Raw genomic sequence first — 16,388 nt, 5'->3', positions numbered from 1 at the left:
TTCAGATCCTCTGCATTGGCTAGCATGGAAGCGTCGATTTACAGGACAAGCCTTTTTCTCTTCGTGACGGTTTGCAGTTCCTTTCTTTCCAGCAGTCGCTTCATCAGAACCTGCTCGATTGGTTCGCGCTGGTGAGGCTTGAAGGACTCTACGTTTTCCGCTAACCACTGCTCCAAATGCAGGCAGTCCTGCTGGTTGAGGCAGTCAAACACTGTCTGGCCCTTGTCATTGGTGGCCGTGATATCTGCGCCACCCTTGATGCATGACTTGATCATGCTCAAGTGATTTTCTTGGAGCTTGCACAGTCTGTGCTCCTCTAGCCACTGATACTGCTGGCAATTCCAAAAGAGCAGTTCGGTCATGAATTTTATGAAGTCGTCGTCGGCCATCACCACCCCCTTGGCTTCATTGGCGTTGGTGGTGGCAAGCTCATAGCTGGCACAGGTGGACCTGTGGCTACTGGTGCGGCCGCTGGCCTGCTTGGGAATGTGGGGCCTGTGCTGCCGCCCCCCTTCTGCTTCGTCTTCTGGTCCAACTGCTGAGCAAGCTGGGCTTTCAGGTTTTCAATCTGCTTCTTGAGGCTGGCACGCTGCTGGCTGACCTTGGGGTTAAAAGCACCGGGTAACGCTGCAAGCTTAGCTTCTAGGGCATCGATTTGGCTGATGGTGGCTTCTATCGAGCCATCCATTGAACTGCCACCACTGCTGCCCACTGATGGGTTTTGCTGGCCCGCCAGATGTGCAACCAGATTTCCAAACTGCTCAAAGCGAGCATGTGGGCTTGAGGTGGCAATGGGTCCAGAAGGTTTTGCCTTGCTGGGTTCGGCGCTCAGGCCCAGCATTGCCAGCGCTTCCTTCTTGATCTCGATGGGATTGATCTCTGCTTTCAGCAGGTCGATGAATTCACGCTGCTGCTGGAAGTTCTCAGCCCTAATCTGAACATTCACTGCCTTTCTGTGTTCGCTGCCTGCTCCATGCCCTTCCTTGATGGTGGGCTGTCTGTTGGCATGGACCAAAGCTTTGAGATCGCCAGCATCTGCTGCTGCCTGCTGTTGATCCAACAAGGAACGATGGTCAACACGCGCGCTGAAGCCTGCATGGGCAAGGTGTTCGTTGGTGATATCGGCAACCAGCTTTCTGACTTCGAGAATGGCAGGGTTGAAGCGCTTGCCGTCTTCATCCTTGGCCTTGGCTATCTCATCGAGGTCGCGGGTTTTGTCGGTGAAGCCTTCTGCTTCCAGCATTCTGGTTGAAGCCAGCATGTGTACATGATGGTTGAGGCCACCGGGCTTGTCTGGCAGATGGATATTGAACTGCAAGGCAAAGCCAAAGCGTTCAACCAGCTTTGAACCCAAGTCCCTGCAAAGCTCGATCCTCTGTTCTGGACTGAGTTCGTGGGGCAGAGCGATCAGGAATTCACGTGCAACCGTGGAGTTCTTGCGCTTCTCTGCTTTCTCGACCTGGTTCCAGAGGGTGGATTGATCCTTGGCCCATGCAGGTGAGTTCTTGGGCAGCAGGATTTCAGAATGAGCAAGACCAGGGCGCTTGCTGTAGTCATATCTCAGGCCGGTGCTTTCATCCAGCAAATTGTCCCTAGCACGATAGGCAGCTTTTGCGACCGCTGAATGTCCAGCAGACCGGGAAAAAGTTTTGACCTCACACCTGTAGATTGCCATCCATTTTGCAGACCTAAATAACAAGGGAAAATCTTTCGCTTCTGCTGTTGGGGTCAAGGGGGCTTCATCCCCTTGCGCGGGCAAACGGCTTCATCGTTTGCATAACCGCGCTTTACGCTTCGCTTTGGGTGTGGCTTTTGAGGGCCACCCTTGTTCTTTGGATCAACTCCGGTTCTTACATATATGGTGACTCCTTTTCACCGACCGGCAAGATTTTTCTCTGTTACAAGAAAAAATCAGGAATGCAAATTTTTGGGCCACGTTCATTGTGGCAACAAAACGCCTCCTGCTTGACTCTTTTTTCTCGTCCGTCATCTTGGGATCAAGAACCATGTTGCCGCTCGCTGAAAACTGACCAGCAAATCGAGGATCTGCTCGCGGAAAATTGACCAGGGTGTTCCGACTTAGCCTGCGGGGTTTAAGGCCCAGCAGGGAGAAGAGGTGCACACCATGGCGACATACGCGAAAGTCCGCAGGATGCGGCTTCGGGACGGGCTATCGATCAGCGAGATCGCACGACGCACGAGCCTGTCGAGAAACACGATCAAGGCGTGGCTGCGGGAGGCGACCCGCAGCGAGATGAAGTACCGGCGCCCTGCCGGCCCCAAGAAGATCACGGACCACGAGCAGTGGCTGCGCAAGGCGCTGGAGGCCGATTCGCGCCGTCCGCGTCGAGAGCAACGCACCGCCCTGAAGCTGCATGCGCAGCTCAAGGACCAGGGCTTCACCGGCAGCTACGCGCGCGTCACAGAGTTTGTCCGTAAGTGGCGCGCCGAGCTGGGTGCGGTCAGCGCCCGAGCGGTCTACGTGCCGCTGACCTTCACCTGGGGCGAGGCCTTCCAGTTTGACTGGAGCGAGGAGCGCCTCGTGATCGGCAGCATCTGGCGCAAGGTGCAGCTGGCACACATGAAGCTGTGCGCCTCTCGCGCCTTCTGGCTCGTGGCCTATCCGAGCCAGGGCCACGAGATGCTCTTCGACGCCCACACGCGCTGCCTGACCGGGCTGGGCGGGGTCGCCCGGCGCGGCATCTACGACAATATGAAGACGGCGGTCGACCAGACCCCGCGCAAGGATCGCGGTCGCGTCGTCAACGCGCGCTTCGCCGCGATGACGGCGCACTATCTCTTCGATCCCGACTTCTGCAACGTCGCCTCCGGCTGGGAGAAGGGTCGCGTCGAAAAAGGCGTGCAGGATGCCCGTCGCCGGATCTGGCTCGACGCTACGCAGCAGCGATTCGGCAGCTTCGCCGAGCTCAATGTCTGGCTGGCGACCCAGTGCATGGAGGCCTGGTCAGCGCCGCACCCGGACTTCTCCGGCATGACGATCCGCGAGGCCTGGGAGCACGAGCAGCCACAGCTGATGCCGATGCCCACACCGTTTGACGGCTACGTCGAGCTGCCGGCCAGAGTGTCGAGCACGAGTCTGGTGTCGGTCGCCCGCAATCGCTACTCAGTGCCGTGTCGGCTGGCGGGCCATCGCGTCAGCGTGCGGCTGTATCCGGAGCGCATTGTCATCGTCGCCGATCAGTCGATCGTGGCCGAGCATGCCCGCGCCGTCGATCGCGATCATGTCGTCTACGACTGGCAGCACTACCTGCCGCTGATCGAGCGCAAGCCCGGTGCGCTGCGAAACGGTGCGCCGTTTGCCGATCTGCCGGACCCGCTGCAACGGCTGCGTCGGGCTTTGCTCAAACGTGACGGCGGCGACAAGGTCATGGCACAGGTGCTCATGACGGTGCCGACGCACGGATTGGAGGCGGTGCTGGTCGCCGTCGAACTGGTGCTCGACAGCGGTCGGCCCAGCGCCGAGCACGTCCTCAATGTCCTCGCGCGACTTAGGGAGGGACCACCACCGCAGACGGTCGAGACCTCCCTGCAGGTGAAGGCGGCGCCGATTGCCGATACCGAGCGTTACGACACGCTGCGTACGGAGCTGAGCCATGGCTGATCTGATCAATGATCTGAAGCGGCTGCGCCTGTATGGCATGGCGGCTTGCTATGCCGAGGGCCTGGAACAAGGCTCGACGACGGGCCTGACCAGCTACGAGACCCTGCTGACGCAGCTGGTACAGGCCGAAATCAACGGACCGGGCGATGCGCTCGATCCGCTACCAGATGCACGTCGCGCGCTTTCCGATCCACCGCGATCTGGCGGGTTTCGATTTCGAGCAGTCGAAGGTCGACCGCCGGCAGATCACCACCTTTGCCACGACCGCCTTCACCGAGAAGGCCGAGAACATCGTGCTGATCGGCGGTACTGGCACCGGCAAGACGCATCTGGCCACGGCGCTGGGGATCGAAGCCGTCGCCCGCCATGGCAAGCGGGTGCGCTTCTACTCGACCATCGAGCTGGTCAACACGCTGGAGAAGGAGAAAGCCGCTGGAAGGGCTGGCCGGCTGGCGCACCAGCTGATGCATCTGGACCTCGTGATCCTCGATGAGCTGGGTTACTTGCCGTTTTCGCAGGCCGGTGGCGCGCTGCTGTTTCACCTGCTGTCGAAGCTCTACGAGCACACCAGCGTGATCATCACGACCAATCTGGTCTTCGCCGAATGGGCGTCCGTCTTCGGCGATCCGAAGATGACCACGGCGCTACTGGATCGACTGACGCATCACTGCCACATCGTCGAGACCGGCAACGAGTCCTATCGCTTCCGGCACAGCAGTCACATCGCCAAAGCACGTATCAAGTCCAGGGAGCAGGCCAAGACCCGGCAACAGGAGGAAACCGACGAGACGATCTGACGACCAGCGATAGAATCAAACCACGCCGGCAGCATCCGCCGCCGGCCTCCATCCCTGGTCAATTTTCAACGAGCAGTGATGGTCAGTTCTCGGTGAGCGCCAACACCGGGCAGACGCTGACCATGTGGCTGCGGCCCCTGGAGGCCCGCCGATGAAGCTTGCCGTGGCCAAGTACTCCGTGGGCAAACCCGCGGACTTCGGGGAATTCGCCGCACGCCAGCGGCTGATCTTGGAGGAAGCGAGTCGCGCCGGCGCCGAACTGGCGGTGCTGCCCGAGTACCTTGCCCTCGAGCTGGCGGCGACGTTTGCCCCCCGAGATCAGCCGCGACCTGAGCGCCTCGCTGGCCGCGCTGCAGCCTCTGCAGCCGGCGTGGTTGACGCTGTACGCTGATCTGGCGCGCGAGCTGCGCATGACCCTCCAGGCCGGCACGTTCCTCACCGAGGTGGCCCCGCAGCGCTATCGCAATCGGGCCTGGTGGTTTGCGCCAGACGGCACGCGCGGTTATCAGGACAAGTTGCAGCTGACGGGGTTCGAGAGGGCGGCCGGCATCATCGAGGGCGGCGACGACCTCAAGGTGTTCGATCTCAACGGTGTGCGTGCCGGCATCTCCGTCTGCTACGACAGCGAATTCCCCTTGCCCGTACGCGCCCAGCGCGAGGCCGGCGCCCGCCTGCTGCTGGTCCCGAGTTGCACGGACACCGCGGCGGGCGCGACACGGGTCCGCGTGGGCTGCATGGCACGCGCCCTGGAGAACCGGATGTTCGTCGCGCAGGCGGTGACGACTGGAACCGCCGGCTGGAGCCCTGCGCTGGACACGAACACCGGCGAGGCCACGATCTATGCACCGATGGATCATGGCTTTCCGGAAGGCGGCATTCTCGCCATGGCCCGCGGCGAGCAGTTGTGGGCGATCGCCGATCTGGACTTCGAGGCGCTTGAAAAGCACCGGGCACAGGCCCAGGTCGCGGTTGACCGCGACTGGGATGGGCAGAAGATGCCGGCTCTCCAGAGGGCTCGGCATGCGAATCCGTAGCTGGTTTTTCCCAACCACCACCCGGACCCCAGGCGGATCGCCCGCCATCGGGTTCATCTCAACCCAGAGGTTTCAATCATGACGAAGCTCCCTGTTCTAACCCTGATGTTCTCCTCTCTCCTTCTGCCGCTCGCGGCTCACGCGGGCGCGTGCGACCGCCTTCCTGGCTGGCAGCAGCTCAAGGAAACGCTCACCGCCGCCCGCAAGGAATCCAATGGCGGCTTCAACCTCGACATGTGGGGCACGGTTGTCAGCACCGACGGCACCGTGTGTGCCGTGGCCTTCACCGGCGCGGAGTACGGCGACCAGTGGCTCGGTAGCCGCGTGATCTCCGCGCAGAAGGCGAATACCGCGAATGCCTTCAGCCTTCCGGGCCTCGCGCTTTCCACCGCCAATCTCTACTCGGCCACGCAGCCGGGCGGCAGCCTCTACGGCTTGCAGCACTCCAACCCGGTGGACACCGGCGTGGCCTACGCCGGCAACGCCGCGTATTTCGGCACCGCGAAGGACCCCATGACGGGCAAGCGGATCGGCGGCGTGAACGTGTTCGGCGGCGGACTGGCGCTATACAACGCGAAAGGCGATCGCGTGGGAGCACTGGGCGTAAGCGGCGATTCTTCGTGCGCGGACCACAACATCGCCTGGAAGACGCGCCAAGCGTTCGCGCTCGACTACATGCCGGGTGGTGTCAGCCCCGCGAAGGACGACAACATCATCTTCCTCGGCCAGACCGAGAAGTCGAGCGGCTTCAAGCATCCACTCTGCGGGGGAACCGAGGAGAAGGTGAAGCTGTCGGTGGTGAGAAAGAAGTAAATCAGCCCGCGCAGGGCGGGCATAACCCGCCCTGCGCGCTGTTTCCGAAACATGCGGCTCACAACCTTCGGGGGAAAAAATGACGAAACCTGCTTCCGGTGGTTCATCCCGCACCGCAGGGGCCAGCGGTTTCCTGGAAGTGCGTGGCGCACGCGAGAACAACCTCGAGGACGTTGACGTCGCCATCCCACGCAATGCGCTGGTCGTGTTTTCCGGCGTCTCCGGATCCGGCAAGTCCTCGCTCGCCTTCGGCACCATCTATGCCGAGGCGCAGCGGCGCTACTTCGAGTCGGTGGCGCCGTACGCGCGGCGCCTGATCGATCAGGCGGGCGTGCCGGATGTCGATGCGATCGACGGCCTGCCTCCTGCAGTGGCGCTGCAGCAGCAGCGCGGATCCAGTAACGCACGTTCCTCCGTGGGCAGCGTGACTACCTTGTCGAGCCTGGTGCGGATGATGTATTCCCGCGCCGGCGCTTACCCGCCATGCCAGCCGATGCTGTATGCCGAGGATTTCTCGCCAAACACGCCCCAGGGAGCATGCCCGAGCTGCCATGGCCTCGGACATGTGTACGAGGTGACCGAAGCCAGCATGGTGCCGGACCCGTCACTGAGCATTCGCGAACGTGCGGTCGCCGCCTGGCCGCCGGCCTGGCACGGGCAGAACCTGCGCGACATCCTGGTGACCCTGGGCTACGACATCGACCGGCCATGGAAGGACCTCTCCAGGAAAGACCGCAACTGGATCCTGTTCACCGAGGAAACGCCCACCGTGCCGGTTTACGCGGGCTTCACAGCTGCCGAAACCCGCGCGGCGCTCAGGCGCAAGCTGGAGCCCAGCTATATGGGGACCTTCACCGGCGCACGGCGCTACGTCCTGCAGACCTTCGCCAACACGCAGAGCGCGCTGATGAGAAAGCGCGTATCCCGCTTCATGAAGGGCCAGCCGTGTCCGGCCTGCCACGGCAAGCGGCTCAAGCCCGAGGCGCTTTCGGTGACCTTCGCCGGGGCGGACATCGGCGAATTCCTGAAAATGCCGCTGGACCAGGTGGCGTCCTTGCTGGAACCCATTGCCAAGGGCGATTTCCGTGCGCATGCCGCTGGAGCGGGCGCCGACAAGGAGGTCACGCGCCGCGACCGTGCCGCGCGTGCGGCCTCGGGCCGGGCTGTCCATGCGGCATCGCCCGATGTACGTCGCAGCTCCGCGCTGTCGGAGGAAAAGCGCCTCGCCGCGCAGCGGCTGGCCGACGGGGTATTGGCGCGCTTGCGCCAGTTGCGGGAGCTGGGCCTGGGCTACCTGACGCTGGACCGCGCAACGCCGACCCTCTCGGCCGGCGAACTGCAGCGCCTGCGGCTTGCCACGCAGCTGAGTTCCCTGCTGTTCGGCGTGGTTTATGTGCTCGACGAGCCCTCGGCGGGCCTGCATCCCTCGGACAGCCAGGCTTTATACGGCGCACTCGAAAGGCTGCGCGACGCGGGCAATTCGGTGCTCGTGGTGGAGCACGACCTGGATCTGATGCGCCGAGCGCAATGGCTGGTGGATGTCGGCCCGGAGGCCGGTGAGCGCGGCGGCCGCGTTCTCTACAGCGGCGTGCCTGCCGGCCTGCGCGACGTCGCCGAGTCGCGCACTGCGGGCTACCTGTTCGCCAAGATCCCCGCGCCGGGCAGCCGCGGGCGCACACCCGCCGGCTGGCTGGAGTTGCAGGGTATCCGTCGACATAACCTGCGTGGGGTGGATGCGCGCATACCGCTGGGCGTCCTGACGGCCGTCACCGGCATCTCCGGCTCCGGCAAGTCCAGCCTCGTGGCGCAGGCGCTGCCCGAGCTGGTGCTGCTGCACCTGGGGCACGAGCCCGAGGACGATCCGGTCGAAGCAGAGGACGGTGATGGGCCTGCGGTGATCGAGACCACCGGAGGCCACCTCGCCGGCGATGTGGACGCCGTGCAGCGCCTGGTGCAGGTAGACCAGAAGCCGATCGGCCGCACGCCGCGTTCCAACCTGGCGACGTACACCGGGCTGTTCGATCACGTGCGCAGGCTTTTCGCCGCTACCCCCGATGCGCGACGCCGCCGTTTCGATGCGGGCCGGTTCTCGTTCAATGTGCCGAAGGGACGCTGCGAAACCTGCGAGGGAGAGGGATTCGTTAGCGTGGAGTTGCTGTTCATGCCCAGTGTGTACGCGCCCTGCTCGACCTGTCATGGCGCGCGTTACAACGAAGCCACACTGAAGGTGCTCTGGAAGGGGCGCAACATTGCCCAGGTGCTGCAGATGACCGTGGAGGAGGCGCATGAATTCTTCGGCGGCGAGGATGCAGTGGCGCGCCCACTGCAGTTGCTGATCGAGATCGGGCTGGGCTACCTGCGCCTGGGACAGCCGGCTACCGAGCTGTCCGGAGGCGAGGCGCAGCGCATCAAGCTGGCCACTGAACTGCAGCGCAGCCAGCGCGGCCGCAACCTGTACGTGCTCGACGAGCCGACCACCGGGCTGCATGCATCGGATGCCGATCGGCTGCTGGTTCAATTGCAGCGCCTGGTCGATGCGGGCAACACGGTAGTGATGATCGAGCATGACATGCGCGCGGTGATGCAAGCCGACTGGGTGATCGACGTGGGTCCGGGCGCGGGCGACGCCGGTGGCCGGCTGGTGGCGAGCGGCACGCCGCATCAAGTATCTCAGGAAACGGGCAGTCGAACCGCTCTATTTCTCGCGCAAGAGCTGCAGGGCCATCCCCGCAATATAGCGCCGGTGAAATGACGGGCCTTTCTTACTTCCGCAGGTCGGAACCCTTGCGAAGCCGCGACGCCTTGGCAGGGCTCAAGCACAGAAGCGACAAAGACCATGCGGTAATGATGCTTGCTGTCGCAGCGAGCAGCTGAACACGCGACTGCCCGCTCGGAGGCCGCCGGGGCATCCAGTAGGTTCCCACAAAGCAGGCCCGGGATAGAGCGCCACTCCGCCCCGGCAAATTGCACGCTCATCCGCGTTACGTTGCAGATCGAGGTTGCTCCCCGCTGGTGCCAAGAGCGAGCGGCCGCGCGGCGATTTCCGCTACCAAAATCCGCTTTTTCTGCAGGAAACGCGGTTCCCTTTTTGTCGACCGAGGGATAGCACCAGTTTATTCATCCCAGTGATGGCGATCATTCCCGCAATCGGGTTCACTTATATCGCTGCTTCACTGATTCTCCCTCCGCAGTTTATTACTACTCGGAGGAGACTCGGCAATGAGCCGTCCCGCGCCACTGGCGCTCCATCTTGGATTGCCCAGCGCGATCCTGGCCATTTTTGCTGTGGCTGCCGCCTTTTCGCCGATCGCCCATGGCGCCACGCACGTCGCTGACGACCTGCAAAAAATTGCGTCGAATGGCCAGGCGATCGTGGCTGTCGGCAATGACCTACTGTCCCGTTCGACCGATTCCGGCAAGACCTGGGAAGCGCAAAAGCTGGAGAGCCGAGCGGCGCTGATCGACGTCGCGGCCTGCGCGGACAGAAGCTTTGTCGCACTCGACTTCCATCGCCGTGTCTGGACTGGGAATGCACAAGGCACCGGCTGGCGCCTTGCCGCGGGCTCGATGCCGGAGGACTTCACCCCTATGGCCCTGGCGTGTGCTCCGGACGGCGGATTCTGGGTCGTTGGGACCTATTCCACTGTTCTGCATAGCGGCGATCGCGGAGTGAGCTGGCAGAAGACCGAGTTTGGCCAAGACGCGATCCTCACCACCATCCGATTCATCGACGCCGGCAATGCGGTTGTCGCCGGTGAGTTTGGCATCGTTGCGCGCAGCAGCGATGGCGGCGCCAGCTGGGAGATGCTGCCCCCCATCCCGGACGATTTCTACGCCTTCGACGTCTGGTTCACCGACGCCGATACCGGCTGGCTGACGGGTCGCGGCGGGATCATCCTCGGCACCCGCGATGGCGGACAGAGCTGGACGCCGGAAACCAATGCCGCCGGTGTGCCGATGTACGGGTTTCTTTCGGGTGCCGGTGGCCGCCTATTTGCTGTCGGCGAACTCGGTTTGATCCAGCAGCGCGGATCCAACGGCAAATGGCGGGTTTTGCCGAGCGCTACCTCCGGCAGCGGTTACCTCCGTGGCGGCGTCGCCCTCCCGGGCCGCTCGTCCCTGATCGTGGTCGGCGGTTCCGGCGCCAGCACGCCGGCGATGGTGAATATCGAATCGGAGGGCATCCATTGATTCGCCAAAAGATAGTCGCCGCGCTGCAGCGGGGCGAAGAGTGGATTTTTGCCAGCCCGCGCTTCGTGCTCGCGCTGATTCTCGGCCTGTCGGCGTTCTTCGCCAGCCAGATCCCCGGCATGAAAATGGCGTCGGATTTCGAGGACCTTCTGCCGCAGCAGCATTCCTATATCCAGCTGCACAACGAGGTGCGCGGGATTTTTGGCGGGGCCAACGTCATCACGGTTGCGGTGGAGGTCGGGCAGGGCACGATCTTCAGCAACGAAGCACTCGCCGCGATCGAACGCATTACGCAGGGCATCGACATGCTGCCGGGGGTCAATCACAACCTCGTGGCCAGCATCACGCATCGCACGACGCGCCGGGTCTACATCAATGAAGCCGGCACGATCCGCTCCGATCCCTACTACGACCCGAATGCCGAGGCGCTGACGCCGGCGCAACTGAAGACCTTGCAGTTGCAGGTGCAGGCGGATCCACGCATCAGCGGGCGCCTGGTGTCGGCCGATGGCAAGGTGGCGATCATCCGGGCACAGATGAACAGTTCGACCTCCGACGAACTGCTCGAAGCCTTCGCCGGGCTGCAGAAGATCCGCGAGGCGGAAGCACGCAACGGCCTGCGCATCTACGCGGTGGGAAACCCGGTGCTGACCGGCTGGGTCTACACCTATCTGCCGCAGATCGTCGAGATTCTGCTCTACACCACGGCCTTGATAATCCTGTTGCTGGCGGGATACTTCCGCCGCCTCTACGGCATCGTGTTGCCATTGCTGGGCATTCTCCTGTCCTCGGCCTGGGGCCTGGGCTTCATGAATCTGGTCGGCATTCATCTCGATCCGCTGTCGATGCCGATCCCTTTTCTGATTGCCGCCCGTGCGACCTCGCACGGGGTGCAGTTGGTCGAGCGCTACTACTACGAACTGGCGCGCACCCAGAACGGTCGTCAGGCTGCGCGCAATGCATTGGACGCGCTGTTCCGCCCGGGCTCCCTGGCGATCATCGTCGACGCCATCGGTATCGCCGCGGTGGCGATCGGCGCGGCGCCGTTCAACAAGCATCTCGGCGCCTTTGCCGGCTTCTGGGCCTTCTCGGTGATCTTCACAGTGCACTTCATGGTGCCGCTGGCGCTGACCGTGCTACCGCAGCCCCGGCGCACTGAGAACAGCCGTGACCAGACTTCGGCGACGCTGCACCGGATGGTGGAGCCGGTCTCCAACGCCGGCGTCGGCCGTGCGGTGTTGTTGGGCGCCCTGGTGCTGCTCGGGCTGGGTGCATGGGGCGCGTCCCAGGTGCAGTTCGGAGAGTCCGAGCCTGGCTCGCCGATTCTCAAGCGTGACCACGACTACAACCGCTCGGCGCACCTGATCTCGGAGAGCTTCCCCGGCAGTGAGGAACTGTTCGTGGTGGCCCGCTCCAGCGAGCGCGAGGGCTTGCGCAGCCCCGAGGCGATGGCAGCCATGGAGAAATTCGAGCGCTACATGCTTGAGGAGCCGGTGGTGGGCGCCGCCAAGGGCCTCCCTGACCTGGTGAAGCAGGTCAATCGCCTGACCCACGAGGGCGATCCGCGCTGGCTGCAAATACCCGGAGACGCACGCGGCGTGGGCAGCCTGATGTATGCCTTCGAGTACTCCAGTCCGGTACCCGGAGCCCTGCGCGAGTACGTCAACCCCGAGGAGACGCTGGCAAACCTGAGCTTCTACCTGCCGGACCTGCAGGCGAAGACGATCGAGGCGGCGGTGCAGCGCGCGAAGCAGGGCGCCGAGCTTTACGGCAAGGGTATCGAGGGCTTCACGATCGAGCCGGCGGCCGGTGTCGTCGGCGTCAACGCCGCTATCAATCAGGCCAACTTCCATGACAGCGTCATGGTCACGGCTTTCGTGTTGATCGCATCGTTCCTGATGGTGGCGACCTACTACAACTCGGCGCACGCCGGCTGGCTGATGATCCTGCCGATGATCTTCGCCACGGTGCTCAGCTACGGCTATCTGGGCATCGCCAATGTAGGCATAAACGTCAACATCATCCCGGTGGTCGCGGTGGGAATGGGCGTGGGCATCGACTATGCGATCTATGTGATGGACCGCGTTCGCGACGAGATAGAGAAGGGACGAGCGCTGCACGATGCCGTCGCCCATGCCATCAGCACCACTGGCCTTGCGGTGATGTTCACCGCAACGACCCTCGTCGCTGGTGTGGTCATGTGGGTGTTCTTCTCAGACCTGCGCTTCCAGTCCTCGGCCGCACTGCTGCTGATTGTGATGCTGGTGCTCAACGCCATTGGCGCCATGGTCGTCGTACCCGCCTGGATTCTCGCCTTCCGCCCCGGCTTCGTGACGGCCTCGTCCGCCGCGCCCGCGGGTGCAACCAAGGCGGCATCGTCCCCGGCTTTCGCCACGCCCGGCTGCGAGCGCCAGTCAGCCGCCGAATAACCAGAGACCTGAGAGAGGAGTGAATCAGATGAGGATTGCCGGAAAGGCATTGGGAAGCCTCGTGATGGGATTGTGCGCATGGGGCTTGGCCCTGCATGGCAAGACGGTACAGGCCGGGGAATTGGGCGCATGGCGCATCAATGGCTTCCTGGAGAACGATACCCGCGTCCGCCAGGATGTCGGCCTGTCGAAGGAGCGCAATACCCTGCGCCTCGAGGCAGATCGCGAGTTCGACGATCTCGGTGCCTTCACCGGCAACTCCTTGACCTTGAAGCTGCGTGGCACCTACGACGGTGTTTATGACCTCAATTCGAAGGAGTACGGCCGCAATGCCGGTGGCCCGATCTGCCTGGAGGACACCTCCGGCTTGATCCCGGCCGGCTGCGTGGCGCATGGCCGCGGCGCCTTCGGCGGCAATAACCTGCAGTACGGGGTGTTCAACGGCGTGCCGGGCGCGGGCCTCGGCCAATTCGGTTTCAACCTGGCCAACAATCCCAACGACGGCATGATCGTGCTGGGCGAGCCCCTGCACCGGCCGGGCGGCGGTGTCGCATTCGGCGTTCCGGTGCGGCCCTGCGACGTGGATTCCCGCGGCTGCCTCCGCGGCTACATGGACGGCAGCGAGAACGATCTGCGCTTCCCGGAATTCGCTGATGCCGACCGCCTCGACTGGCTGCGCGAAGCCTACTTCGACAGTTCCCTGCTGTTCTCATCGCCGCTCAGCGACGAGGAGCAGGAACTGTTCTTCCGCGTAGGCAAGCAGCAGGTCATCTGGGGCCGTACCGATCTGTTTCGCGTGCTCGACGTCATCAACCCGGTCGACTACTCGCGCAACAACATCTATGACGAATTGCAGGACATTCGCATCCCGATGTGGATCGCCACGGCAGAGTACCGAATGGGCCCGGTGGGGGCCCTGCAGGATCTCAACTGGCAGGTGGTATGGAACTTCGACAAGTTCCGCCCCAACAGCCTGGGCCAATGCGGCACCGCCAACGTCATCCTGGATGCCGGCTGCTTCTTCCGCGGCATGAAGAATCTCTGGGATAACGGCGGTACGGTGTCCAACTTTGCCCTGGTGCCGCCAATCCTCGGGCAGCCGGGTACGGCCATGACTACGGACTTCGGCCCCAACCAGGTCGGCATCCGCGAGGTGCAGCTGCCGAACTGGACGCTGTCCAACACGCAGATCGGCACCAAGTTCGAGGGCGTGCTCGGCGACGTCAGCTTCTCGCTCAATGGCCTGCTCTACCGTTCGCAGCTGCCCAGCCTGCATGGTGGCTCCGGGGGACCGCCAGCGATCAGTCCCTTCGCCAACCTGCTGCTGCCGGTGGACCTGCAACTGCCGGAACTGCTGCCGGGGGTGGGCCAGTACAACACCGTGCCACGCCCGGTGCCTTACCTGATCGCCTTCGACATCGCCTTCCCGCGCGTCAAGCTGCTCGGCGGTTCGCTCGACTTCACCATCGCGCCGATCAAGACAGTGGCACGCATCGAAGCGGCGATGACTTGGGGCGAAGAGTTTCCCAATACCCTGCGCCCCGAGCTGTACAGCAAGTCGCGCGTCGCGCGCTACGTCGTCGGGCTTGATCGCCTGACGTTCATTCCCTTCCTGAACGCCGACCGAACCTTCCTGTTCTCGCTGCAGATTTTCGGCCAGCACCTGCTCGATCACGAACTGGAGCAGGCGCAGCTTGGCCAGATCGGCATGCCGGACTGGAAGGACAACTGGACCGGCACGCTCTTCATCCAGACCTGGTACCTGCAAGACCGCTTGCAGCCCAAGCTGGTGATGGCGCGCGACTGGAAGGCTGGTGCCTACGCGATGCAGCCTTCGGTCGACTACCTGCTATCGCAGAACTTCAAGATCTCGATCGGTGCCAACGTCAAGTTCGGCGACGGTGCGCAGAAGTTCAACGACTGCCGCGACTGCAACCCCTATCCGCCGTTTACCGCCTATGCCTCATCCGGCGGCCCCTTGCTGGAGGCCGGCCCCATCGGTCTCACCGGCTTCGAGCCGCTGGGCCGTTTCCGCCAGGGCCCCCTGGGCTCATCGGACAAGGAAGACGAGGTCTTTATCACCCTGGGCTACCAGTTCTTCTGATCCGGCCCCACGCATAAACCCCCGAGAGGAATCCAAGATGAAGAGAATCACCCGATCCGTATTGGCGATGCTCGCCGGAACGCTGTTCACTGCTCCGGCGCTGGCGCAGAGCGCCGACGAAGTCATCAACCAGTCCTTTTACCCCTACAAGGCCGGCGCGCCGACGGCGCCCGGCGTTAACGTCGGGGTCGTGATCGACAAGAACAATGCCGACCAGTTCAAGGCGGTGCTGGACCCGGTCACCTACGACCTGCTGAAGAAAGGTGAGCAGCCGGCTATCAAGGTTGGCCCTACCGATTCCTTCGATGTGCATCCGAAGTACGTGGAGGCGACACGGCAGAACATCGGCAAGGTCAAGATCGTCGGTGGCAACCTCGAAGGCTACAGCGCCGGCCGACCGTTTCCGGAGCTGCCGTCGAGCAGCGATCCCGACGCCGGCCGCAAGCTGGCGTTCAATTTCCGTCACACCTTCTCGGCTGGCGACAACGTCCAGATCAAGCCGTTCTACTGGAAGTACCGCAACGCCGCCACCGGAAAGGTGGATCGCACGGTCGAATTCCAGTTCAACTTCCTGAACTTCAAGCACCGTGTCGCCGAGGAGCCGATCCCGGCGGTTTCGCCCAATCCCAACGACTACTTCCGCGGCATCTACGGCAAGGCGTTCAGCCCGCAGGACGTTCAGGACACGCAGCTGATGATTCTGAACTTCGACCAGGACCAGAAGGCCAGCGACGGCTACCTGTATCTGGGCTTCCAGCGCCGCGTGCGTCGCCTGGAGACCAGCCAGACCACGGATGCCTTCCTCGGTTCCGACCTGATGATCCAGGACTTCGAGGGTTACTTCGGGCGCGTGGCCGAGATGAACTGGAAGTTCAAGGGAACCAAGACCCTGCTGATGCCGCTGTACCGCCATAACGAGCAGAAGCTTTCGGATGAGTACAAGCAGCCGGACGGCTACAAGTTCGTTGCGATGACCGGCAAGGGCGAGTGCTTCCCCGACGTCACCTGGCAGCTGCGGCAGGTGCACGAAGTGGAGATGACGCCGGTTGATAAATCCTCGCCGGTTGGTCGCCGCGTGATGTACCTCGACTCCCAGACTTTCGTCGCGCCGCGCACGCTGGTCTATGACCGCGCCGGAAAGCTGTGGAAGTCCTGGATGATCGGCCACACCTCTACCGAGCATCATCTGCCGAGCAACAAGGGCAAGTTTGCGGCGATCTACGATAGCTTCAGCATGTTCGACGTGCAGAACCAGCGCTGCACCACCGGGCAGTTCCGCACCGAGATTGACGGAAGCAAGAGCCCGGTGCGCATGTTCAACCCGCAGTTCATGCGCAGCGGTGGTGCTTGATGGGCAGGCAGTTGCTCACTGTCGATGAGGTTCGTGGGTGTTGGGCG

General features: G+C 63.1%; 9 protein-coding genes and 2 pseudogenes. 9 read left to right on the top strand and 2 right to left on the bottom strand.

Going from position 1 to position 16,388, the window contains the following annotated elements; genetic code table 11:
* Nucleotides 1-38: 38 nt before the first annotated feature.
* Entirely contained in the window at nucleotides 39-389 is a 351-nt protein-coding gene (locus WQQ_RS07115; protein WP_040453162.1) for a hypothetical protein, read from the bottom strand.
* Nucleotides 389-1,732, bottom strand: coding sequence for a MobQ family relaxase (gene mobQ, locus WQQ_RS23625; protein WP_157534538.1), 1,344 nt, complete (start codon nucleotides 1,730-1,732; stop codon nucleotides 389-391). Before mobQ ends, WQQ_RS07115 begins: the two co-directional genes overlap by 1 nt.
* A gap of 393 nt (nucleotides 1,733-2,125) precedes the next feature.
* Here mobQ and istA point away from each other — a divergent pair, with 393 nt between their 5' ends.
* The 9 genes and pseudogenes from istA (at nucleotide 2,126) to WQQ_RS07065 (ending at nucleotide 16,341) form a co-directional block, all read left to right on the top strand.
* The gene (istA, locus tag WQQ_RS07105) at nucleotides 2,126-3,622 is read left to right on the top strand and encodes an IS21 family transposase (protein ID WP_040453142.1); all 1,497 of its coding nucleotides are present in this window, start codon (nucleotides 2,126-2,128) and stop codon (nucleotides 3,620-3,622) included.
* Nucleotides 3,615-4,419: pseudogene (gene istB, locus WQQ_RS07100) on the top strand (IS21-like element helper ATPase IstB). The gene istA and the pseudogene istB overlap by 8 nt, the downstream one beginning before the upstream one ends.
* 151 nt (nucleotides 4,420-4,570) lie before the next feature.
* Nucleotides 4,571-5,453: pseudogene (locus WQQ_RS07095) on the top strand (carbon-nitrogen hydrolase family protein).
* A 78-nt stretch (nucleotides 5,454-5,531) separates the two neighbouring features.
* Nucleotides 5,532-6,266 carry a GlcG/HbpS family heme-binding protein gene (locus WQQ_RS07090; RefSeq protein ID WP_050997591.1) on the top strand — a complete coding sequence of 245 codons (735 nt, stop codon included), beginning with the start codon at nucleotides 5,532-5,534 and terminating at the stop codon, nucleotides 6,264-6,266.
* Nucleotides 6,267-6,345: 79 nt separating this feature from the next.
* Nucleotides 6,346-9,018, top strand: a complete 2,673-nt coding sequence (locus WQQ_RS07085; RefSeq protein ID WP_007184432.1) for an excinuclease ABC subunit UvrA — start codon at nucleotides 6,346-6,348, stop codon at nucleotides 9,016-9,018.
* A 467-nt stretch (nucleotides 9,019-9,485) separates the two neighbouring features.
* Nucleotides 9,486-10,457: a WD40/YVTN/BNR-like repeat-containing protein gene (locus WQQ_RS24715; RefSeq protein WP_007184431.1), complete on the top strand. Its 972-nt coding sequence runs from the start codon at nucleotides 9,486-9,488 to the stop codon at nucleotides 10,455-10,457.
* Nucleotides 10,454-12,886 (top strand): efflux RND transporter permease subunit, encoded by a 2,433-nt coding sequence (locus WQQ_RS07075; RefSeq protein WP_007184430.1) that lies wholly within the window; start codon nucleotides 10,454-10,456, stop codon nucleotides 12,884-12,886. The genes WQQ_RS24715 and WQQ_RS07075 overlap by 4 nt, the downstream gene beginning before the upstream one ends.
* Nucleotides 12,887-12,914: 28 nt before the next feature.
* A complete protein-coding gene (locus tag WQQ_RS07070; protein WP_040453158.1) occupies nucleotides 12,915-14,990 on the top strand; it encodes a DUF1302 family protein in 2,076 nt (691 codons plus the stop codon).
* 37 nt (nucleotides 14,991-15,027) lie between these two features.
* Nucleotides 15,028-16,341 (top strand): DUF1329 domain-containing protein, encoded by a 1,314-nt coding sequence (locus WQQ_RS07065; RefSeq protein WP_007184428.1) that lies wholly within the window; start codon nucleotides 15,028-15,030, stop codon nucleotides 16,339-16,341.
* Nucleotides 16,342-16,388: the final 47 nt, after the last annotated feature.

Origin of the sequence: Hydrocarboniphaga effusa AP103 (assembly GCF_000271305.1) — a bacterium.
In the GTDB taxonomy this organism is placed as follows: domain Bacteria; phylum Pseudomonadota; class Gammaproteobacteria; order Nevskiales; family Nevskiaceae; genus Hydrocarboniphaga; species Hydrocarboniphaga effusa.
This window is presented reverse-complemented; position numbering and strand designations above follow the sequence as displayed.